This window comes from Streptomyces sp. NPDC032091 (assembly GCF_055580265.1).
The window spans coordinates 71356-91026 of the sequence record NZ_JBVILR010000017.1 but is presented as its reverse complement, the minus strand read 5'-3'; the positions used below and the strand labels follow the sequence as shown (position 1 = coordinate 91026).

21 protein-coding genes are annotated in these 19671 nt (G+C 73.4%); 9 read left to right on the top strand and 12 right to left on the bottom strand.

Annotation, left to right across the window (positions count from 1 at the left end):
* The first annotated feature begins 97 nt into the window (after positions 1–97).
* A complete protein-coding gene (locus ACZ5NJ_RS25490) occupies positions 98–736 on the top strand; it encodes an HAD family hydrolase (protein WP_468767517.1) in 639 nt (212 codons plus the stop codon).
* A 22-nt stretch (positions 737–758) separates the two neighbouring features.
* Here ACZ5NJ_RS25490 and ACZ5NJ_RS25485 read toward each other — a convergent pair whose 3' ends face one another.
* Positions 759–1028, bottom strand: coding sequence for a hypothetical protein (locus ACZ5NJ_RS25485; protein WP_468767516.1), 270 nt, complete (start codon positions 1026–1028; stop codon positions 759–761).
* 177 nt (positions 1029–1205) lie between these two features.
* Here ACZ5NJ_RS25485 and ACZ5NJ_RS25480 point away from each other — a divergent pair, with 177 nt between their 5' ends.
* Positions 1206–1589, top strand: a complete 384-nt coding sequence (locus tag ACZ5NJ_RS25480; protein ID WP_351891093.1) for a cold-shock protein — start codon at positions 1206–1208, stop codon at positions 1587–1589.
* Positions 1590–1672: 83 nt separating this feature from the next.
* Here ACZ5NJ_RS25480 and ACZ5NJ_RS25475 read toward each other — a convergent pair whose 3' ends face one another.
* The 4 genes from ACZ5NJ_RS25475 to ACZ5NJ_RS25460 all read right to left on the bottom strand — a co-directional run bounded on the left by ACZ5NJ_RS25475 (position 1673) and on the right by ACZ5NJ_RS25460 (position 5304).
* Positions 1673–2554, bottom strand: coding sequence for a 1,4-dihydroxy-6-naphthoate synthase (locus tag ACZ5NJ_RS25475; RefSeq protein WP_468767515.1), 882 nt, complete (start codon positions 2552–2554; stop codon positions 1673–1675).
* Complete coding sequence (locus ACZ5NJ_RS25470) at positions 2538–3266, bottom strand: futalosine hydrolase (RefSeq protein WP_468767514.1); 729 nt, start codon at positions 3264–3266, stop codon at positions 2538–2540. The genes ACZ5NJ_RS25475 and ACZ5NJ_RS25470 overlap by 17 nt, the downstream gene beginning before the upstream one ends.
* Before the next feature lie 16 nt (positions 3267–3282).
* The gene (locus ACZ5NJ_RS25465) at positions 3283–3786 is read right to left on the bottom strand and encodes a DUF2771 domain-containing protein (protein ID WP_468767513.1); all 504 of its coding nucleotides are present in this window, start codon (positions 3784–3786) and stop codon (positions 3283–3285) included.
* A 135-nt stretch (positions 3787–3921) separates the two neighbouring features.
* Positions 3922–5304: an MFS transporter gene (locus ACZ5NJ_RS25460; RefSeq protein ID WP_468767643.1), complete on the bottom strand. Its 1383-nt coding sequence runs from the start codon at positions 5302–5304 to the stop codon at positions 3922–3924.
* A 337-nt stretch (positions 5305–5641) separates the two neighbouring features.
* On the opposite strand from ACZ5NJ_RS25460, the gene ACZ5NJ_RS25455 reads away from it, so the two are divergent.
* The 3 genes from ACZ5NJ_RS25455 to ACZ5NJ_RS25445 all read left to right on the top strand — a co-directional run bounded on the left by ACZ5NJ_RS25455 (position 5642) and on the right by ACZ5NJ_RS25445 (position 8474).
* Entirely contained in the window at positions 5642–6568 is a 927-nt protein-coding gene (locus tag ACZ5NJ_RS25455) for a DUF3027 domain-containing protein (RefSeq protein ID WP_468767512.1), read from the top strand.
* A 39-nt stretch (positions 6569–6607) separates the two neighbouring features.
* Complete coding sequence (locus ACZ5NJ_RS25450) at positions 6608–6814, top strand: hypothetical protein (RefSeq protein ID WP_468767642.1); 207 nt, start codon at positions 6608–6610, stop codon at positions 6812–6814.
* 133 nt (positions 6815–6947) lie between these two features.
* Positions 6948–8474: an SPFH domain-containing protein gene (locus ACZ5NJ_RS25445; protein WP_468767511.1), complete on the top strand. Its 1527-nt coding sequence runs from the start codon at positions 6948–6950 to the stop codon at positions 8472–8474.
* A gap of 37 nt (positions 8475–8511) precedes the next feature.
* Here the strand turns inward: ACZ5NJ_RS25445 and ACZ5NJ_RS25440 are convergent, their stop codons facing one another.
* The gene (locus ACZ5NJ_RS25440; protein ID WP_468767510.1) at positions 8512–9300 is read right to left on the bottom strand and encodes a helix-turn-helix domain-containing protein; all 789 of its coding nucleotides are present in this window, start codon (positions 9298–9300) and stop codon (positions 8512–8514) included.
* Positions 9301–9421: 121 nt separating this feature from the next.
* Entirely contained in the window at positions 9422–10474 is a 1053-nt protein-coding gene (locus ACZ5NJ_RS25435; protein WP_468767509.1) for a WD40 repeat domain-containing protein, read from the bottom strand.
* A gap of 107 nt (positions 10475–10581) precedes the next feature.
* Here ACZ5NJ_RS25435 and ACZ5NJ_RS25430 point away from each other — a divergent pair, with 107 nt between their 5' ends.
* From ACZ5NJ_RS25430 to ACZ5NJ_RS25420, 3 genes are all read left to right on the top strand, one after another.
* A complete protein-coding gene (locus tag ACZ5NJ_RS25430; RefSeq protein WP_468767508.1) occupies positions 10582–11277 on the top strand; it encodes a GDSL-type esterase/lipase family protein in 696 nt (231 codons plus the stop codon).
* A 59-nt stretch (positions 11278–11336) separates the two neighbouring features.
* Complete coding sequence (locus tag ACZ5NJ_RS25425; RefSeq protein ID WP_468767507.1) at positions 11337–12335, top strand: aldo/keto reductase; 999 nt, start codon at positions 11337–11339, stop codon at positions 12333–12335.
* A 176-nt stretch (positions 12336–12511) separates the two neighbouring features.
* On the top strand, positions 12512–13495 hold the full coding sequence (locus tag ACZ5NJ_RS25420) for an MmcQ/YjbR family DNA-binding protein (RefSeq protein WP_468767506.1): 984 nt from the start codon (positions 12512–12514) through the stop codon (positions 13493–13495).
* A gap of 61 nt (positions 13496–13556) precedes the next feature.
* Here the strand turns inward: ACZ5NJ_RS25420 and ACZ5NJ_RS25415 are convergent, their stop codons facing one another.
* The 4 genes from ACZ5NJ_RS25415 to ACZ5NJ_RS25400 form a co-directional block, all read right to left on the bottom strand.
* Positions 13557–14300, bottom strand: coding sequence for a hypothetical protein (locus ACZ5NJ_RS25415; protein WP_468767505.1), 744 nt, complete (start codon positions 14298–14300; stop codon positions 13557–13559).
* A gap of 159 nt (positions 14301–14459) precedes the next feature.
* Positions 14460–15020 carry an RNA 2',3'-cyclic phosphodiesterase gene (thpR, locus tag ACZ5NJ_RS25410; RefSeq protein WP_468767504.1) on the bottom strand — a complete coding sequence of 187 codons (561 nt, stop codon included), beginning with the start codon at positions 15018–15020 and terminating at the stop codon, positions 14460–14462.
* 28 nt (positions 15021–15048) lie between these two features.
* A complete protein-coding gene (locus ACZ5NJ_RS25405) occupies positions 15049–17502 on the bottom strand; it encodes an HAD-IC family P-type ATPase (protein ID WP_468767503.1) in 2454 nt (817 codons plus the stop codon).
* A gap of 101 nt (positions 17503–17603) precedes the next feature.
* Positions 17604–17897: a DUF2530 domain-containing protein gene (locus tag ACZ5NJ_RS25400; RefSeq protein WP_468767502.1), complete on the bottom strand. Its 294-nt coding sequence runs from the start codon at positions 17895–17897 to the stop codon at positions 17604–17606.
* Positions 17898–18037: 140 nt separating this feature from the next.
* Between ACZ5NJ_RS25400 and ACZ5NJ_RS25395 the strand changes: the two genes are divergently transcribed.
* Complete coding sequence (locus ACZ5NJ_RS25395) at positions 18038–19465, top strand: NCS2 family permease (protein WP_468767501.1); 1428 nt, start codon at positions 18038–18040, stop codon at positions 19463–19465.
* Here the strand turns inward: ACZ5NJ_RS25395 and ACZ5NJ_RS25390 are convergent.
* Positions 19458–19640: a hypothetical protein gene (locus tag ACZ5NJ_RS25390; protein WP_007265601.1), complete on the bottom strand. Its 183-nt coding sequence runs from the start codon at positions 19638–19640 to the stop codon at positions 19458–19460. The two genes, ACZ5NJ_RS25395 and ACZ5NJ_RS25390, sit on opposite strands and share 8 nt — an antisense overlap.
* Positions 19641–19671: the final 31 nt, after the last annotated feature.

The following is a 19671-nucleotide window of genomic DNA, read 5'->3' as shown; positions in this document are numbered from 1 at the left end:
TAGGGCGATAGCTGACATTTCGCCAAATCTCCCTAAGGGACCAGCCAACGTCCCCTCAGGTTCACCCAGTCGGCTGGAGCCTCGGCACAATGGCGCTATGACCTCCCACATCTCCCCGCAGCTCACCGTCGGCTTCGACCTCGACATGACGCTCATCGACTCCCGCCCCGGCATCAAGGCGGCGTGGCAGGCGGTCTCCGCGAAGACCGGGGCGTTCATCGACGCCGACCTGGCGATCACGCGGCTCGGCCCCCCGCTGGAGGAGGAGCTCGCCTACTGGTTCCCGCAGGAGGAGATCCCCGCGATGGCGGACCTCTACCGCGAGGTGTATCCGGCGCACGCCATCGAGCGGACGCCCGCGATGACCGGTGCCCGCGAGGCGGTCAAGGCCGTCCAGGCGCTCGGCGGCCGGGCCATCGTCGTCACGGCGAAGAACGAGCCCAACGCCCGCCAGCACCTCGACCACCTCGGGATAGAGGCCGACGCCGTCATCGGCTGGCTGTGGGCCGAGGCCAAGGCCAAGGCGCTGCAGGAGTACGGCGCGCAGGTGTACGTCGGCGACCACATCGGCGACGTACGCGGCGCGCGGACGGCCGGCGCCCTGTCGGTCGCCGTGGCCACCGGCCCGTGCGCGGCGTCGGAGCTGCGCGAGGCCGGCGCCGACGTGGTGCTGGACGACCTCACCGCGCTGCCCCAGTGGCTGGAAGCGTACGTCCGCACCCGCGACGCGGCCTGACCCCGGTCCGGCTACGGGGGCGTCAGGCGGCCTGGGACGCCCGGGCCGCCCGGCGCTGGGCCGCCACCGAGCGGAGCACGCCCGCCGCGGAGACCGCGAAGCCGACGCCCATGAGCATGCACACCGCCCACGCGTACGACGGGAACGGGTCGGTGCCCAGGAACAGCGGAGCCATCGTCACGAGCGTCGCCACGGCGCCGACGATGAAGACGACGCCGCCGGCCTTGACCAGTCCGTCGCCGGGCCGTGCCTCGTCGGGCCGTGCTTCGTCGGGGTGAGGAGTAACAGTCACGCCACCAGGGTAGTTCCCTGGCCGAAGCGGTCCAGCGCGAAGGACCGGGGAACGTCTTGTCACCCGTTTCAGGACCATTAGCCTGGAGGAGGCGGGTCGAAGGACCCGCTGTACTGCTATCCGGAGCCGTTCACCTCGGCACACCGGACCCGACGAGCACAAGGACAGAGGACGGACGTGCCTACCGGCAAGGTCAAGTGGTTCAACAGCGAGAAGGGCTTCGGCTTTCTCTCCCGCGACGACGGCGGAGACGTCTTCGTGCACTCGTCGGTGCTCCCCGATGGAGTCGACGCGCTCAAGCCCGGGCAGCGCGTCGAGTTCGGCGTCGTCGCGGGGCAGCGCGGTGACCAGGCGCTTTCGGTGGTCGTGCTGGAGCCGACGCCTTCCGTGGCGGCCGCGCAGCGGCGCAAGCCCGACGAGCTCGCCTCGATCGTGCAGGACCTGACGACCCTGCTGGAGAACATCACGCCCATGCTGGAACGCGGCCGCTACCCCGACCGGGCGCACGGCGCGAAGATCGCCGGCCTGCTGCGCGCGGTGGCCGACCAGCTCGACGTCTGACCGTCCGACCGTTTCCCCGCGCGTACGCCGGTGCCCCGCCGCTCGCCCGAGCGACGGGGCACCGGCGCGTGCGGGGCGCGCGGCTACGGGAAGGCCAGCGCGTCCGGTCCGATGGCCGGAACCAGACCCTCGGCCGCGGCCCTGGTGAGCAGCCCGCGCACGGCCGCGTAGCCGGCCTCGCCCAGGTCGGCCGTGAACTCGTTGACATACAGCCCGATGTGCTGGTCGGCGACCTTCGGGTCCAGCTCCTGCGCGTGCGCCCGGACGTACGGCCGGGACGCCTCGGGGTCCTCCCACGCCATCCGCACCGACGTACGGGCCGCCTCGGCCAGCGCCCGCAGCACGTCCGCGCCCAGCGAGCGCTTGGCGATGATCGCGCCCAGCGGGATCGGCAGGCCGGTGGTGGACTCCCAGTGCTCGCCCATGTCGGCCAGGCAGTGCAGCCCGTACTCCTGATAGGTGAACCGGGCCTCGTGGATGACCAGCCCGGCGTCCACCCGCCGGTCACGCACCGCCGGCATGATCTCGTGGAACGGCAGGACGACGACCTCGCCGACCCCCTCGGGCAGCACGTCCGCCGCCCACAGCCGGAACAGCAGGTAGGCGGTGGAGCGCTCGCTCGGCACCGCGACCGTCTTCCCCGTCAGGTCCAGCCCCGGCTCCCGGGTCAGCACCAGCGGGCCGCAGCCGCGCCCCAGCGCCCCGCCGCAGGGCAGCAGCGCGTACTCCTCCAGCACCCACGGCAGCACCGCGTACGACACCTTCAGCACGTCCAGCTCGCCGCGCTCGGCCATCCCGTTGGTGACGTCGATGTCGGCGAAGGTCACATCGAGGGCGGGCGCCCCCGGGACGCGGCCGTGCGCCCAGGCGTCGAAGACGAACGTGTCGTTCGGGCAGGGCGAGTAGGCGATGTCGAGGGTGATCGGCGGGGTGCGGTCGGGCGTGCGGTCAGCGGTCGCGGTCATGGCGTTCTCCCCAGGTGACGAGTACAGGGCCCAGCGCGCGGAACCCGTCGGCGAGGGCGGCCAGCGCGTCCCCGATCCGCCAGGCGGCCCGGTCGCGCGGCCCGACGGCGTTGGACACGGCGCGGATCTCCAGCACCGGCAGCCCGTGCGCGGCGGCCGCCTCCGCGACCCCGAAACCCTCCATCGCCTCGGCCCCCGCGAGCGGGTGCCGGGCGGCGAGCTCGGCGGCGCGGGCGGCGCTGCCGGTGACGGTGGAGACGGTGAGGACGGGCGCGAGCAGCGCCCCGGTGGCCTCCGCGGCCACGGCGGCCAGGTCGGCGGGCGGAAGGTGCACGCTGCGGCCGAAGCCGAGCTCCTGCACGGGGACGAAGCCCTCGGCGGTCTCGGCCCCCAGGTCGGCGGCGACGAGCGCGTCGGCGACCACGAGCGAACCGAGCGGGGCGGCGGGGGCGAACCCGCCGCCGATGCCGGCGGAGATGACGAGCGAGTAGTCGGCCAGCGCGAGCGCGGTGGCCGTGGCGGCCGCGGCGGAGGCCGGGCCGACACCGCCGACGAGCACGTCGGCGGCGAGGCCGGGCAGGTCCCGGCGGGTGATGAGGTACCCCCCGGGCAGGGTGCGCGGCTCGGGCGTGACCGGGTCCTGATGAGGGGTGAGCCCGGAGGCCGCGGACTCGGCCTCCGCGGCCACCGCGGTCACGATCAGCGCGCGCACGCTGCGCCGCCGCCGCTTACTTCTTGAGCTTGAGCTTGAAGGACCAGACGGCGAGCGGCTTGCCGTCCTCGCCGACCTGCACGAAGCTCAGCATCTTCGACTGGGGCGCCTCGCCCTGGCCGCCGGTCGCGAAGACGTCGGCGCCCGCGAAGCTGCGGTAGGTGTTCGCGGAGGGCTCGGTGATCGGCTGGCCGTCGAGGACCGCCTGCCACTTCTTGCCGTCCTCGACGACCTTCGGCTCGACGCCGAGGCGCAGCGTGTCGCCGCGGCCGTACTCGATGGTCTTGGCGTCCTTGCGGCCGGTGAGGCACTCCTGGACCTTGTCCATGGAGAGCTCCTTGCCGTTGTCGCCGTTGTCGGCGCGGCACGCGGACTCGGCGGACACCGACGAGCTGCCGACGGTCACGGTCGCGAGCGGCGTCGGCTTGTCGCAGGCGGACAGGAGGAGGAGGCCGGCGGACACGGCTCCGAGGGCCGCGACGCTGCGGCGGGCCCTACCCGGGAAAAGCGGTGCGGTCATGAGCCGAAGGCTATCTGGCCGGTGGGCCGCGTCGCCGCACGGGGGGTACGGGGCGGCGTGCCCTTGCGCTCCGCGGGGGGCGGGGGGCTGCCGGGCGGGGTCGCACGGGGGCTCCGCCCCCGGACCCCCGGCGCCTCAAACGCCGGCGGGGCTGGAACGCGCGGAGCCGCGGGGGTGGCGGGCGGTGAGGAAGCCGCGGAGGGCGATCGCCGTGCCCAGGGCGACCATGGCGGACGCCACCGCCATGCCCAGGACGCCGTTCAGGGGGAGGGCGATGCCGATCCCGCCGCCCAGTACCCACGCCATCTGCAGCAGCGTCTCCGAGCGGGCGAAGGCCGACGTGCGGACGGCCTCCGGGACGTCGCGCTGGATCATCGCGTCCAGGGACAGCTTCGCCAGCGCCTGGCAGAAGCCCGCCGTGCCGGCCAGGACCGCCATGAGCGGGCCGCTGAAGAGCAGCGCCGCGAGGACCGCCACCCCCAGGGTGGCGGCCAGGACCGCCGCCACGATCGCCTCGGGGGCCCGGGCCCGCAGCCACGCCCCCACCGCCGTGCCGCACGCGTTGCCCACACCCGCCGTGGCGCCCACGATGCCGAGCGAGACCGCCGCGCTCTGGCCGCCCAGCGGGTGCTCGCGCAGCAGGAACGCCAGGAAGAAGATCAGGAACCCGGACAGTGCCCGCATCGCCGCGTTCGCCAGCAGCCCGCACAGCACCGGGCGGCTCACCGTCCGCAGCCCGGGCCGCTTCGAGTGCGCCTCGTGGGTGGACAGGCGGGCCCGCCGCTCGCCCTTGGCGTCGTCCACCTTGTGCGGCAGCTGGAACGCCGCGAACGTCCCCCCCACGAAGACCGCGCAGGCCCCGTACAGCGGCCACGGCGGCCCGAGCGCGTGCAGCCCGGCCCCCACCGGCGCCGCCGCGCCCGTCGCGAGGAGGCCGGCCAGGGTGACCCGGGAGTTCGCCTTGACGAGGGAGAACCCCGCCGGCAGGAGGCGCGGGACCACGGCGCTGCGTACGACGCCGTACGCCTTGGAGGCGACCAGGACGCCCAGCGCCGCCGGGTACAGCTCCAGGCCGCCCGTCGCCACCGCGCCCGACATCATCACCGCGAGCAGCGCCCGTGTCAGCATCGCGCCCGCCATCGCCGCCCGCCGCCCGTGCGGCAGCCGGTCCAGGAGGGGGCCGATCACCGGGGCCAGCAGGGTGAAGGGGGCCATGGTGATGGCCAGGTAGAGCGCCACCCGTCCGCGTGCCTCGTCCGTGGGAACGGAGAAGAAGACGGTGGAGGCGAGCGCGACCGTGATCATGACGTCGCCGGCGCCGTTGATCGCGTGCAGCTCGATCAGCCGGCCGAGCCCCGATTCCCCGGCCCCGTGGGCGTGCGTGACGCGCCGGATCCCGCGCGCCGTACCGGTGAACGGGAGGTGCAGGGCACGCCCGACAGCCCGGCCGGCCCGCCTGGCCGGTCCCGAGCCGTCTGCGGACGACCGTGCGGGAGCCACCTGGCCATAGTGCCCCAGACCGCCCGCCGGGACCCGTCCCGGCGCGTCCGGAGGGTCGTCGGGGGGTGGTCCGGGTGCTCCCGATGTCCGCGAATCGGACCTTGCATGTGGGCCGAAGGCGTCGGAGGAGGTAGCGTGCGTAGCGCGCCACCGGCGGTTGCTCTTGGCCGCGCGCCTCTTCGCGATCCCGCAGAATGGATCACATGGGGTGCGCCCGAGGCCGATCGGGGCGCGGACGTCGACGCGGCCCTCTGGTCCGCTCCGCCCGCGCTACGTACGGACGAGACCGACGGGTCGTTGTGGACGACAGTACGGACGGCGCACTCGTGAGACGGCGTAGGAGAGAACGAGACCTGTGAGTGCTGCGACGACGCGAAGCCGTACCCCGCGTACCCCCGCCCCCGACCGCCTGTGCGCCGAGGCCGTGGAGCTCGCCCGCGAGGCGGCCGAGGAGGCCGCCTACCCCGGAGCGGTGGGCGAGCACGTCTCCGTCGTAGCGGAGGGCGACCGGGTCGTCACCCACTTCTTCGAGTGCGAGGAAGCGGGCTACCGGGGCTGGCGCTGGGCCGTCACCGTCACCCGTGCGTCGCGCGCCAAGAACGTCACCCTGGACGAAACGGTGCTGCTGCCGGGTGACGACGCCCTGCTCGCGCCGGAGTGGGTGCCGTGGAGCGAGCGGCTGCGTCCGGGGGACATGGGTCCGGGCGACCTGCTCCCGACGGACGCCGAGGACCTGCGGCTGGAGCCCGGGTACACCGGCGAGGACGCGGCCCCGCCGAACTCGATGGTCTCGGCGGAGATGGCCGAACTGGTGGAGGCGGAGGACGCCGACGTCACCGACCGGGCCGTCGTGCCCGCCCGCGGGTCGATCACGGCCGTGGCGGAAGAGCTGGGCATGCGGCGTGCGCGGGTGCTGTCCCGGTACGGGCTGCACACGGCCGCCGACCGCTGGGACGAGTCCTTCGGGGCGAAGACGCCCATGGCGCAGGCCGCGCCGGCGTCGTGCGTGTCCTGCGGCTTCCTGGTGGCCATCGGGGGGTCGCTGGGGCAGGCGTTCGGGGTCTGCGCGAACGAGTTCGGTCCCGCGGACGGGCGGCTGGTGTCGCTCTCGTACGGGTGCGGCGGGCATTCGGAGGCGGCGGTGATGCCGAAGCCGCCGAGGCCGGCGGAGCCGGTGCTGGACTCCATGGCCCTGGACGAGTTCCCGCTGCGGCCGGCCGCCGGCACCGGCTCGGTGCCGGAGCCGTCCGACGTCCCGTCCGAGGACCTCGGCCACTCGTAGCGACGCGCGGCGGTGCGCACGTACGCTCGGGGCATGGACATGGTGGGGATGACCGGGCGGGTGACCGGGGCCGTCGGGCCGGGGCTCGTCGGGGAGGTCATCGTGCACATCCGCGGCGGCGCCGAGCACTTCCTCGCGCATCCCGCCCCGGGGGAGAGCGCCCGGATCGGGGTCGGGGCCGTCGTCACGATCGTCGAGCACCAGCCCCCGCGCACCGTCTACGTGATGGCGGTCTACGAGGACTGACGCCGAGGACTGACGGCCGCCCTCGTATCAAGATGGCGACAAGAATGATCCAGCCACTTCTCCACCACCCCCCGACGGGCGCACACTCACCCCCGTCGGTGCCGAACGGCACCGCGATAAGGGGGCGTTGCCGATGGCTGTCGGCGTCGTGGCGGGAGTCGTTCTCGCCGCACTCATTGCCTTGATCGGCCTGTTCAAGCTCATGTGGCGGGTGGCCGAACCGAACGAGGCGCTCGTCATCTCCGGCTCCACGCACAAGACCGAGGGCATCGGCGAGGGCATGGGCTTCCGGATCGTCACCGGCCGCGGCACCCTCGTGGTGCCCGGTGTGCAGGCGGTGCGCAAGCTGTCGCTGGACCTCAACGAGACGCAGCTGAACGTGGACTGCGTGACCCACCAGGGCATCCCGCTGCGGGTCAAGGGCGTCGTGATCTTCAAGATCGGCGACGACTACGTGTCCATCGCCAACGCGGCGCGCCGTTTCCTGGACCAGCAGAAGATGATGCCCGAGCGCGTGCACATCGTCTTCGCCGGCCATCTGCGCTCCATCGTCGGCGGGCTGACGGTCGAGGACATGATCCGCGACCGGGAGAAGCTGACCGGGCAGACCCGGGCGGCCTGCGGGACCGAGATGGAGAAGCTCGGGCTGATCGTGGACTCGCTCCAGATCCACGAGATCGAGGACCCGACCGGGTACATCAAGAACCTCGCCATGCCGCACGCGGCCGCCGTCCAGCGCGACGCCCGCATCGCGCAGGCCGAGGCCAACCGGCTGGCGACCGAGGCCGAGCAGACGGCCTTCGCCCGGATGGCCGAGGCCACCCGGGACAGCGAGATCCTCCAGGCCGGCTACCAGGCCGAACGGGACAAGGCCGCGGCCACCGCCCGGCAGGCGGGCCCGCTGTCCGAGGCGGCCGCCCGCCAGGAGGTCGTCGTCCAGGAGACCCGGGTCGCGGAGCTGGAGGCGCACCGGCGGGAGCAGCAGCTCCAGGCGGACGTGCGCAAGCCCGCGGACGCGGCCGCCTACCAGACGAGGACGCTCGCCGAGGCGGAGCGCGACGCCCGCATCTCGGCGGCGCAGGCCAAGGCGAAGGAGACCGAGCTGGCGGCGGCCGCCGAGGCGACCCGGGTCAAGACGGCCGCGGCCGCCGAGGCCCAGGCCACCGAGGCGCGCGGGCACGCGGCGGCCACCGCCACCCGCGTCAGCGGTGAGGCGGAGGCGGCGGCCACCCAGGCCAAGGGCCTCGCGGCGGCCGAGTCGGCGCGGGCGAACGGTCTCGCGCAGGCGGAGGCGGCGAAGGCCAAGGGTCTGGCCGAGGCGGAGGCGATCAAGGCGCGGGCCGCGGCGCTCGCGGAGAACCAGGAGGCGGTGGTCGCCCAGCAGCTCGCCGAGAACTGGCCGGCGATCGTCGAGGCGGGCGCGGGCGCCTTCGGCAACGTCGAGCACATGGTGCTGCTCAACGGGGCCGAGGGGATGTCGGAGATGTTCGCGAAGGCCCTGACGATGGGCGGTACGGGGCTGGGGGTGGCCCGTCAGCTGCTGGCGTCGATGGCCGACCGGCAGAAGGGGGAGGGGGAGGAGAAGGCCTCTGCCGTCACCCCCGTGAACGGCAGAGGCCCCGGCCGGACGCAGATCCCGATCGACGAGGACCGGGCCTGACCGGCGGCAGGTGCCGGCTGATGGCCGAAAGGCGATCTTAGGCCGGTGCCGCTCGGCGGCATGTGCGTTGCGCGCAAGGATCGTTGACCTTGCGCGCAACGCGTTTGCGGCGCAGTTCCGTCGGGCTGGTCCCGTAGGCCTGGCGGAACGCGCGGCTGAAGACGGCGGCGCTGCTGAAGCCCCAGCGGGCGGCGATCGAGTGCACCGGGCGGCGGTTGAGGTCGGGGCGGAGCAGGTCGGCGCGGGCGGCGGCCAGGCGGCGGACGCGGATGGTGGCGGCGACGCCGGCGGGGCGACCCTGGAAGAGCAGGTGCAGGCGGCGCAGGGAGATGTGGTGGCGGGCGGCCACGGCGCCGGGGGTGAGTTCCGGGTCGCCGAGGTTGTGCTCGATGTAGGCGTCGATCTGCCGCAGCAGGGCTTCCTCGCGGGCCTCGGCGGGGAGGTCGTCGTACACGTCGAGGCGTTCGGCGAGGCAGGCGGTGGCGAGGCCGAGGGCGGCGGAGCCGAGGCGGGCCAGTTCGCGTTCGCCGCAGCCGCGGGCGTGGGCGCCGACGCTGCCGAGGAACTGGGCCAGGGCGGCGCCGGTGCCGCGGGTGGCGGGGATCCGCTGGGCGAGCAGCCGGTCGACCCGTTCCGGGCGGAAGGGGAGGGCGGCGCGGGGGAGTTGGAGCACCACCGTGCGGGGTGGCGGGGCGCCGGGGCCGTAGGGGTGGGAGGTGTCGCAGAGGACGAGGTCACCGGTGACGAGGGCCAGTTGGTAGCGCTCGGGGTCGGGGGTGCGGGGGGTCGTGGACACGCGGACGGGGCCCAGCTCCAGGTCCGCCATGTCCCTCCGCCCCCCGCTGCGTGTCACGTCGTGTCCGGCATGGGCATGCCATGCCATCGGTGTTCGTGGGCAGTGACGCGGCTGTGCTCCCCGGTGGTTCCGGAGGGCGGGGCGGGGAGCGTCAACTCCTCGGACGGCGGCGCCTCAGGGCTCGCTTCGCCGCCAGGGCCAGGGCCGTGGCCGCCGCGAGGAGGAGGGCGGCCTTCGTGAAGGTGCCGCCCTCCGCGGTGGTCGCCGGGCCCTTCTCCGCGGCCGCGCCGGGAGCGGGGTGCGCCGGGCCGGAGGGGGCCGGGCCGGAGGCGGCCGGGGTGGCGGCGGGAGCCACGGGGACGGCCACCACGCGGCTGTTGGCGCCCTCCGCGCCGAACAGCAGCGTCCGGCCGTCCGGTGAGTACGTCACCGACTCCGCCTGCCCCTGCCACGGCGCGTCGACCCGTTCGCCCTCCCCCTGCGGCCGGCCGTCCTTCCACGGGTAGGTCCGCGCCGTGAAGTACCCGCGCAGGGTCAGCCGGGTGCCGTCCGGGGAGAAGGCCCCGTCCGTCACCCACGGCACCTCCGCGACCCGCCGGAACACGTTGCGCCCGTCCGCCGACAGCGTTTCCGGACCCTCGTACAGGCCGCCGCCCTTCTCGTTCTTGCTCGCGATGTACACCCGGCCGGTCACCGGATGCACCATCAGCGCCTCCGCGTTGCGCGGCCCGTCCGCGTACACCACCGTGAACTGCTCGGCCGTGACCGTCGCGTCGTGGAGTTCCCTCGGTTCCGGGAACCGGTAGATCCACACGTGGTCCCAGGTGCCGTCCCGGTTGTCGCCGATGTCCCCGACGTAGAGGTTCCCGTCCGGGCCCAGCGAGATGGCCTCCGCGTCGCGCGGGGTGCCGATGCCGGCCATCGTCACGCGGGCCACCGTCTTCCCCGTCGCCGAGTCGACCGCGTACACGTACGGGCCGTCGTCGCTGTCGTTGTGCGTCCAGTACACGCCCGGGTGGATCCGGCTCGCGGCCAGCCCGCTCGACTCCGTGATCCGCGGGTCGCCGATCGTGAACCCCGACGCGGTGGGGGCCGGACTGCCGGTGGCCGGGGCGGCGCCGCCGGCCGCGGCGGGAGCCGCCAGCAGCAGGCCCAGGGCGAGGGCGGCGGGAACGGCGGTCGTCGGCACGGTCAGCAGGCGCATCCCCCCAGCCTGCCAGGACCGGGCCGGTCGGGGGCCGTGCCCCGTACCACCCCCGGCGTGTCCGGCATCACAGGGGTTCCGGCGGCGTGATCCGCGATGATGACCGGATGCGTTTCATGTTCGTCGGCGACTCCATGACCATCGGACGCGCCGGCGACTTCACCTGGCGCTACCGGATGTGGCAGCACCTGCGCGCCACCCTCGGCGAGGGCTCCTTCGAGATCGTCGGCCCGCGCAGCGCGCTCTACGACACCGCCGGCGACACCCCCTCCAGCGACGCCTACGCCGACCCCGGCTTCCCCGCGCCCGCCCGCCGCCACCTGGCCGGCTGGGGCGAGGGCTGGCAGCACATGGCCCCGCTCATCGGGCCCGCCGTCCGCGAGGCCCGCGCCGACGTCCTGCTGGTCTCCCTCGGCCTGATCGACCTCGGCTTCTACACCAAGGCCGACCAGACCGCCGTCAACGCCCGCGCCTTCGTCACGGCCGCCCGCGAGGCCCGCCCCGGCATCCGGATGGTCCTCCTGCCGGTCATACCCAACGTCCGCGCCGAGGAGGACGCCCCCTTCGCCGCCGAGGTCGTCCGCTTCAACGAGCTGCTCGCCAAGGCCGTCGCCGACCTCGCCGACGCCGCCTCGCCCCTCCTGCTCGCCGCGCGCCCGGACGCGTACGACATCCACCGCGACACCTACGACGGCACGCACCCCAACGCCTCCGGCGAACACCGCCTGGCCGGCGAGTTCGCGGCCGTCCTCCACCAGGCCTGGGGCGTCGGCGGCCCCTACCGCCCGGCGGCCGACGCGTAACACGCCCGTGGCGCGGGGGACTTGCTTCGAGCGCACTCGAAGCAGTTGGCTTGGCCCCCATGAAGTACACGCAGCTCGGACGCACCGGACTCAAGGTCAGCCGACTCGTACTCGGCACCATGAACTTCGGTCCGCAGACCGACGAACCCACCAGTCACGCGATCATGGACGCCGCGCTCGACGCCGGCGTCAACTTCTTCGACACGGCCAACGTCTACGGCTGGGGTGAGAACAAGGGCCGCACCGAGGAGATCATCGGCACCTGGTTCGCCCAGGGCGGCGGCCGCCGCGACAAGACGGTCCTCGCCACCAAGGTCTACGGCTCGATGGCCCCCGAGGGGCAGCCCTGGCCCAACTACGACCGGCTCTCCGCCCTCAACATCCGCCGCGCCGTGGACGCCAGCCTCAAGCGGCTCCAGACGGACCACATCGACGTCTACCAGTTCCACCACGTCGACCGGCGGACCCCCTTCGAGGAGATCTGGCAGGCCGTCGAGGTCCTGGTCCAGCAGGGCAAGATCCTCTACGCCGGCTCGTCCAACTTCCCCGGCTGGAAGATCGCCCAGGCCAACGAGACCGCCGCGCGCTCCGGCCGGCTCGGGCTCGTCAGCGAGCAGTGCCTCTACAACCTCGCCGAGCGCCGCGCCGAGATGGAGGTCATCCCGGCCGCGCAGGAGTACGGGCTCGGCGTCATCCCCTGGTCGCCGCTGCACGGGGGCCTGCTCGGCGGGGCGATCCGCAAGCAGGCCGCCGGCGGGGGCACGGGCCGCAGCTCCTCCGGCCGTACCGCGGACGCGCTCGCCAACAGTGCGGTACGGGCGCAGGTGCAGGCGTACGAGGACCTGCTCGACAAGCACGGCCTGGAGCCCGGTGACACGGCGCTGGCCTGGCTGCTGACCCGGCCCGGGGTCACCGGCCCGATCGTCGGCCCGCGCACGCGGGAGCAGCTCGCGTCCGCGCTGCGGGCGGTGGAGCTGGAACTGTCGCAGGAGGTCCTGGACGGACTGGACGAGATCTTCCCCGGCCCGGGTGCCGCGCCGGAGGCCTTCGCCTGGTAGGCGCGGGCCGGGGCGGCCGCGGCGGCGCTACTGGCCGACCGCGGCCGCCACGGCGACGACGACGAACATCAGCACGAGCACACCGGCCATGACACGGTTTCTGGTCTTCGGATCCACCCGTCGAGACTAACGCGACGGCCGTACGCCCCCGTGCCAGGGGCTGCGAGACTTCCGTCATGGTCACAGTCGACGACGTACGGCGGCTGGCGCTCGCGCTGCCGCGCACCGAGGAACACCTCATCCGCGACCGGGTGAAATTCCGGATAGGCCGGATCGTCTACCTCGCCCTCTCCCGGGACGAGACCGAGCTCGGCTTCGCCTTCCCCAAGGAGGAACGGGCCGCGCTCGTCGCCGCCGAGCCGGAGAAGTTTTTCCTGCCCGGAGCCGGAGACATGCGCTACCACTGGGTGGAGGCGCGGATGGCGGCCCTCGACGCGGCGGAGCTGGAGGAGCTGGTCACCGACGCCTGGCGGATGTGCGTACCGGCCAAGGTGGCCCGTGCGCACCTGGAGGGCGGGGCCGGGGGCGGCCTGCCGCCCGCACCCGGGCTGGCCCGGCTGCGGGCCGCGGCGGAGGTGTTCGGCGCGTTCCCCGGGGTGGACCGCAGCTGGCTGGCGCTGTGCGCGGACACCGCGCCCGGGCTCGACCTGTCGGGCGCCGCGCACCGCGCCGCCCTGCACCGCTGGCTCAACGCGTGGGGCTGCCGCATCCGCTACCCGCGCGAGGGCGAGCCCGACCTGTTCGGGGAGGGGCTGGCGCTGTGGTGGTCCCGGCACGGCGGCCTGCCCGGCACCCGGCTGGCGGCCCTGTCCGACCGGGAGATCGGCCGGCTGGCCGCCGCGTACGGGGAGCTGGCCGCGCTGCCCGTCGGGCGGCGGAGCCTCGGTCCGACGGCCGCCGCCAAGGCGCTGTTCGCGCTGCGGCCCGACACGGTGATGCCCTGGGACGCGGCGATCGCGCAGCGGCTGTGGGGGGCCCGGGACGAGGCGGCGTTCGCCCGGCACCTGACGGCCGGCCGGGCCTGGGCGCGGGCCGCGCTCGCGGAGAGCGGCGGCCTGGACGAGGCCGCGCTGGCCGCCGAGCTGGGCCGGCCGGGGCTGCCGCTGGCCAAGCTGCTGGACGAGTACCTGTACGTGACGATCACCTACCAGGGGTCCTGAGGCGCCCGCGCGGCGGTGCCGCCCCCTCGCGGGGCGGGGGCGGTGCCGGGGCGGCGGTCCGTCAGGCCTTGCCCTTGAGGTTGCCGACCAGCTGGTTCGTCAGCTTGGTGGCGCCCGCCAGGCCCTTGTCGGTGCTGCTGCTGACCAGCACGGTCACCACCGAGTGGCCGACCCGCGCGGCGACCAGGGTGGTGCCGCCCTGCCAGGCGGGGCTGGTCTCGGTGATGGCCCAGGCGCCGTCGCCGACGCCGGCGAGGGGCTTCTCGGTGACGGTCACGGTGCTGTGGGTGGCCTCGTCGGAGTAGCTCGGGCAGGCCTTGGAGAGCATGCCGAGGGCGCCGAGGACGGTCGTCGAGGTGGTGCCCTGGTAGACGTCGATCTCCTGGGCGTACTCCTCGGAGGTGTTCTTGTTGACGTACGCGTTCTGCGCGAACGAGACGCCGGTGATGCCGGTGATCTCCGTCCAGGCGGTCCCGCCGAGCTTGGTGCAGTCGGGGGTGGGGACGTCGGCGGTGACCGGCGGCCGGTAGGTGGGGCCGGTGTCGCGGGCGTCGGCGGGGTCGGCGGTGTAGCCCGACGCGAAGAAGGAGGCGGGTGCGAGCGCGGCCTTGAGCTGCGTGCCCGTCAGGAGGCCCTTGTTCGGGCCGTCGGCGGCCGGGGCCGCGTCGGCGGCCTTCGGGGCAGCCGGGGAGGCGGCCTTGGGCGCCGGGCTCGGGGCGGCCTTGGGGGTGGCGGAGCAGGCGGTCAGCGCGAGCGGAAGGGTCGCGACGGCGAAGAGGGTCGCGACGGGGGATATCTGACGCACGGTGTGGTTCGACCTCGTTGTTCGGATGCTCTGCTGACATGCAGCGACAGGACTCGCGCATCACATCGGGCCGTGGTCGGTGCGGCAAGGGTTCGGCGGATCCTTTGCCTCCGGATGTGAAAGCCTTTCCCAAAACCCTGCACAGGTGCCCGAATAGTGCTAATGGCCGGTCAGGGGCCATGTGCCGACGACCTCGTAGCGGGGCTGCTCGCCGGGGACACCGGAGACGGGCAGGTCGCTGCGGACGAGGCTGAGCGTGTCCACCTGCCAGGGCGTGCCCTCGAAGCCGGCCAGGGCGTCGAGACAGGGCCGCAGGTCGACGCCGTCGTGGCGGGCGCGGGCGAGGGTGAGGTGGGGGGTGTAACGGCGGTGCTGCTCCATCGGGATCCCGGCCCGGCGGGCGGCGGCGTCGGCCCGCTCGGCGAGCAGGCGCAGCGCGTCGAGCCCGCCGGCGGCGCCGATCCACAGCGCCCGGTGGCCGAAGTGGCCGGCGCCGTGGAGGCGGAGGGGGAAGGGGGCGGTGTGGGCCGCCGCCCGGGCGAGGCGGGTGTGCAGCTCGGGGAGGTGGTCGTCCGGGACCTCGCCCATGAAGGCGAGGGTGAAGTGCCACCCGGCTTCCCCGGTCCAGCGGAGGTCCTCGGTGCGCGGCACCACCCGGACCGCGTCCCGCAGCTCGGCGGTGGCCTCGGAGCTCGGCAGCACGGCGGCGAACAGCCTCATGCCCCGACGATATCCGCCTCCCCCGGGGTTACGCCGGGAAGCGGCGGTCGACCCAGCGGAAGGCGGCTTCGATGAGGGCCGACGCCGCGGCGGCGATCGCGACGGCGATCCACGGCATCGTGACCCCCTCCAGCTTCAGCTGGAAGAAGTGCTGCAGCCAGGGGACGACCAGGACGACGAGGAACGCCGCCCCCATCGCCGCCACCAGCGCCACCCGCCACCACGTGTACGGCCGGGCGATGATCGCCAGGACCCACAGCGAGGTCAGGAACAGCGTCAGCGTCGCCGCGCTGGTCTGCGAGGTCAGCGCGTCCGGGCCGCTGTAGTGGGCCCGGGCGATCAGGTACGAGGCGAAGGTGGCGGCCGCCGCGACCGCCCCGCCGGGGACCGCGTACCGCATGACCCGTCGGACGAAGTGCGGCCGCGCCCGCTCCTTGTTCGGGGCCAGTGCCAGGAAGAACGCGGGGACGCCGATGGTGAGGGTGGACAGCAGGGTCAGGTGGCGGGGGAGGAAGGGGTACTCCACCCGGGAGCAGACCACCAGGATCGCCAGCAGCACCGAGTAGACCGTCTTGACGAGGAACAGGGTCGCCACGCGCGTGATGTTGCCGATGACCCGGCGGCCCTCGGCCACCACCGACGGCAGGGTGGAGAAGCTGTTGTTCAGGAGGACGATCTGGGCGACCGCCCGCGTGGCCTCGGAGCCCGAGCCCATGGAGACGCCGATGTCGGCGTCCTTGAGGGCGAGGACGTCGTTGACGCCGTCGCCGGTCATGGCGACGGTGTGCCCGCGGGACTGGAGGGCGCCGACCATGTCCCGCTTCTGCTGCGGGGTGACCCGGCCGAAGACGGCGTTGCCGTCGAGGACCTCGGCCATCGCGTCCCGCTCGGCCGGCAGGTGCCGGGCGTCGACGGTGCCGGCGGCGCCGGGCAGGCCCAGCTTGCCGGCGACCGCGCCGACGGAGACGGCGTTGTCGCCGGAGATGACCTTCGCCTTGACGTCCTGGTCGTCGAAGTAGCGCAGGGTGTCGGCGGCGTCGGGCCGCAGCCGCTGTTCGAGGACGACGAGGGCGGTCGGCCTGACCCCGCTGGCCACGGCCGGGTCGTCGAGCTCGCGGGCCGAGCGGGCCAGCAGCAGGACCCGCAGCCCCTGTGCGTTGAGGCCGTCGACCTCCTCCAGCGCCGGGTCGCCGCTGGGCAGGAGCACGTCGGGGGCGCCGAGCAGCCAGGTGTTGTTCTCGCCGTCGCCCTCGCTGAAGCTGGCTCCGCTGTACTTGCGGGCGGAGGAGAAGGGCAGCGACTCCGTGCAGCGCCACTCGGCGCTGTCGGGGCAGGCGTCGATGATGGCCTGGAGGCTCGCGTTGGGGCGGGGGTCGGACTCGCCGAGGGCGCCGAGCACCTTCTTGACGTACTCCGGCTCCGCGCCGCCGAGCGGGCGCAGCTCGGTGACGTCCATGCCGCCCTCGGTGAGGGTGCCGGTCTTGTCGAGGCAGACGACGTCCACGCGCGCGAGGCCCTCGATGGCCGGCAGCTCCTGGACCAGGCACTGCTTGCGGCCGAGCCGGATGACGCCGACGGCGAAGGCGACGGAGGTGAGGAGGACCAGACCCTCCGGGATCATCGGGACGATGCCGCCGACGGTGCGGGCGATGGCGTCCTTGACGTTGTCCCCCTTGACCACCAGCTGGCTGATGATCAGGCCGATGGAGGTCGGGACCATCATCCAGGTGACGTACTTGAGGATGGTGGAGATGCCCGTGCGCAGCTCGGAGTGGACGAGGGTGAAGCGGGAGGCCTCCTCGGCGAGCTGCGCGGCGTAGGCCTCGCGGCCGACCTTGGTGGCGGTGAAGGCGCCGCCGCCGGCGACGACGAAGGACCCGGACATGACCTGGTCGCCGGGCTTCTTCAGGACGGGGTCGGCCTCGCCGGTGAGGAGGGACTCGTCGATCTCCAGGCCGTCGGCCTCGCCGACCGTCCCGTCGACGACGACCTTGTCTCCGGGGCCGAGCTCGATGACGTCGGACAGGACGATCTCGGAGGTGGAGATCTCGGCGGTGGTGCCGTCGCGGCGCACGCTGGGTTTGGCCTCGCCGATGACGGCGAGCCCGTCGAGGGTCTTCTTGGCGCGCAGCTCCTGGATGATGCCGATGCCGGTGTTGGCGACGATCACGAAGCCGAAGAGGGTGTCCTGGAGGGGCGCGACGCACAGCATGATCACCCAGAGGACGCCGATGATGGCGTTGAAGCGGGTGAAGACGTTGGCGCGGACGATGTCGGCGGTGGAGCGCGAGGAGCGCAGCGGTACGTCGTTGACGTCGCCGCGCGCGACGCGCTCGGCGACCTCGGCGGTGGTCAGACCGCCCGGCTTGAAGCGGGGGGCGGGGGGTTTCACGGGGTGGACGGGGTCCAGCTCGGCCCCCGCGTCGATGGCGGCGCCGGGCCGCTCGGGCCCGTCATGGTCGATCCTCGCCCACTGGGTCATGTTTTCGACGGTAAAGGGCGTTCCGCCCCTCCACCTGCCGAGAGGCGGGAAGATCCGACCTCAGGATGAGGGGAATCCTCCCGGGGTCGGCCCCGCGGGTCCTACTCCGGCTGCTCGCCCTGGGCGGCCCGCGCCGCCCGCGCGGCCTGTTCCGCCGCGTGGGCCTTGATCGCGGCGTCGCGGCCGCGGACGTACCAGATGCCGATCAGGCCGAGGCCGCCGCCGGCCGCGCAGGTCCACAGCCACCACAGCAGCTCGCGGTCGGCGAACCAGCCGTAGAAGGGCAGCTGGACGACGAACAGGGCGAACCAGAGGATCGTGCCGCCGGTGATGGTGGCGACAACCGGCCCCTCCAGGGGCTCGGGCGCCTCGTGCGTAGGGGTCCACTTCGCCATGCGGACCAGTCTAGGCGGCGGAATTCGGGGTCTACGCGCGCAGATGGACTGGCATCCGTTCATGTGTTCATACTGAAACGGTTTGCCTACGGCCGGATTCCCTCGTAGGAACCACTAATTCGACCCAGTTTGAGGACCGCATGAGCACCTCGGCACCCGCCGCGGCCCCCACCAGCGGGCTGGACCGCTTCTTCAAGATCTCGGAACGCGGCTCGACCGTGGCCCGCGAGGTCCGGGGCGGCTTCGCGACCTTCTTCGCGATGGCCTACATCATCGTGCTGAACCCGATCATCCTCGGCAGCGCCAAGGACATGTACGGGCACCAGCTCGACGGAGGCCAGCTGGTCACCGCCACCGTCCTGACGGCCGCCTTCTCCACCCTCCTCATGGGTGTCATCGGAAACGTCCCGATCGCCCTGGCCGCCGGCCTCGGCGTGAACACCGTCGTCGCCCTCCAGCTCGCCCCGCGGATGAGCTGGCCCGACGCCATGGGCATGGTGGTCCTGGCCGGCTTCGTCGTGATGCTGCTGGTCGCCACCGGTCTGCGCGAGCGGGTCATGAACGCCGTCCCGCTCGGCCTGCGCAAGGGCATCGCGATCGGCATCGGCCTGTTCATCATGCTGATCGGCCTGGTCGACTCCGGGTTCGTCACCCGCATCCCGGACGCCGCGCACACCACGGTCCCGCTCCAGCTCGGCGGCAACGGCCACCTGCACGGCTGGCCCGTCCTGATCTTCGTCGTCGGCGTGCTGCTCACCATCGCGCTGCTGATCCGCAAGACGCCCGGCGCCATCCTGATCTCCATCGTCGCCATGACCGTCGTCGCGGTCGCGGTGCAGCTGATCGCCGGCCTGCCGGACCTCGCCTGGGGCCTGACCGTCCCGCAGTGGCCCGGCAACCCGGTGTCGGCGCCCGACTTCGGGCTCGTCGGCCAGGTCAGCCTCTTCGGCGGCTTCGGCAAGGTCGGGGTGCTCACCGGCATCCTCTTCGTCTTCACCGTGCTGCTGTCCTGCTTCTTCGACGCGATGGGCACCATCCTCGGCGTCGGCGACGAGGCCAAGCTCACCAAGCCCGACGGCACCTTCCCCGGCATCAACCGGGTCCTGCTGATCGACGGCCTGGCCGTCGCCTCCGGCGGCGCCACCTCGTCCTCGGCCACCACCTGCTTCGTGGAGTCCACCGCGGGCGTCGGCGAGGGCGCGCGCACGGGCCTGGCCAACGTGGTCACCGGCGGCCTCTTCACGGTCTCGCTCTTCCTCACCCCGCTGGCCACGATGGTCCCCTCGCAGGCCGCCACCCCCGCCCTCGTCGCGGTCGGCTTCCTGATCCTGGCCGGCTCGGTGCGGGACATCGACTGGAGCGACTTCACCATCGCCGTCCCGGCCTTCATGGCCATGGTGATGATGCCGTTCACCTACTCGATCACCAACGGCATCGGCATCGGCTTCGTGAGCTTCTGCGTGCTGCGCCTGGCGACGGGCCGGGGCCGCGACGTCCCGGCCGCGATGTACGCCGTCGCGGCGGTCTTCGTCTTCTACTACGCGATGCCGGCCCTGGGCCTCACGTAAGCCCGTAGAACTTCTCCGTCTCGTCGACGGCGGCCTTGAACCGCTCGTCGAAGTCATCGCGAATGAGCGTCCGGACGACATAGTCCTGGACGCTCATTCCGCGTTTGGCGGCATGGTGCCTCAGCCGCTCCAGCAGCTCCCCGTCTATGCGCATGCTCAGCACATGTGTCCCCATGCCGAAAGGGTCGGGCCAGAGGGTCCGCGCG

Bases quoted from the DNA above. Each gene is read 5' to 3' on its own strand.
- ACZ5NJ_RS25490 (WP_468767517.1), top strand. From the start codon at position 98: ATGACCTCCCACATCTCCCCGCAGCTCACCGTCGGCTTCGACCTCGAC.
- ACZ5NJ_RS25475 (WP_468767515.1), bottom strand. From the start codon at position 2,554: ATGACCGCGACCGCTGACCGCACGCCCGACCGCACCCCGCCGATCACC.
- ACZ5NJ_RS25465 (WP_468767513.1), bottom strand. From the start codon at position 3,786: ATGACCGCACCGCTTTTCCCGGGTAGGGCCCGCCGCAGCGTCGCGGCC.
- ACZ5NJ_RS25450 (WP_468767642.1), top strand. From the start codon at position 6,608: ATGGTGGGGATGACCGGGCGGGTGACCGGGGCCGTCGGGCCGGGGCTC.
- ACZ5NJ_RS25445 (WP_468767511.1), top strand. From the start codon at position 6,948: ATGGCTGTCGGCGTCGTGGCGGGAGTCGTTCTCGCCGCACTCATTGCC.
- ACZ5NJ_RS25440 (WP_468767510.1), bottom strand. From the start codon at position 9,300: ATGGCGGACCTGGAGCTGGGCCCCGTCCGCGTGTCCACGACCCCCCGC.
- ACZ5NJ_RS25435 (WP_468767509.1), bottom strand. From the start codon at position 10,474: ATGCGCCTGCTGACCGTGCCGACGACCGCCGTTCCCGCCGCCCTCGCC.
- ACZ5NJ_RS25430 (WP_468767508.1), top strand. From the start codon at position 10,582: ATGCGTTTCATGTTCGTCGGCGACTCCATGACCATCGGACGCGCCGGC.
- ACZ5NJ_RS25425 (WP_468767507.1), top strand. From the start codon at position 11,337: ATGAAGTACACGCAGCTCGGACGCACCGGACTCAAGGTCAGCCGACTC.
- ACZ5NJ_RS25420 (WP_468767506.1), top strand. From the start codon at position 12,512: ATGGTCACAGTCGACGACGTACGGCGGCTGGCGCTCGCGCTGCCGCGC.
- thpR (WP_468767504.1), bottom strand. From the start codon at position 15,020: ATGAGGCTGTTCGCCGCCGTGCTGCCGAGCTCCGAGGCCACCGCCGAG.
- ACZ5NJ_RS25405 (WP_468767503.1), bottom strand. From the start codon at position 17,502: ATGACCCAGTGGGCGAGGATCGACCATGACGGGCCCGAGCGGCCCGGC.
- ACZ5NJ_RS25400 (WP_468767502.1), bottom strand. From the start codon at position 17,897: ATGGCGAAGTGGACCCCTACGCACGAGGCGCCCGAGCCCCTGGAGGGG.
- ACZ5NJ_RS25395 (WP_468767501.1), top strand. From the start codon at position 18,038: ATGAGCACCTCGGCACCCGCCGCGGCCCCCACCAGCGGGCTGGACCGC.
- ACZ5NJ_RS25390 (WP_007265601.1), bottom strand. From the start codon at position 19,640: ATGGGGACACATGTGCTGAGCATGCGCATAGACGGGGAGCTGCTGGAG.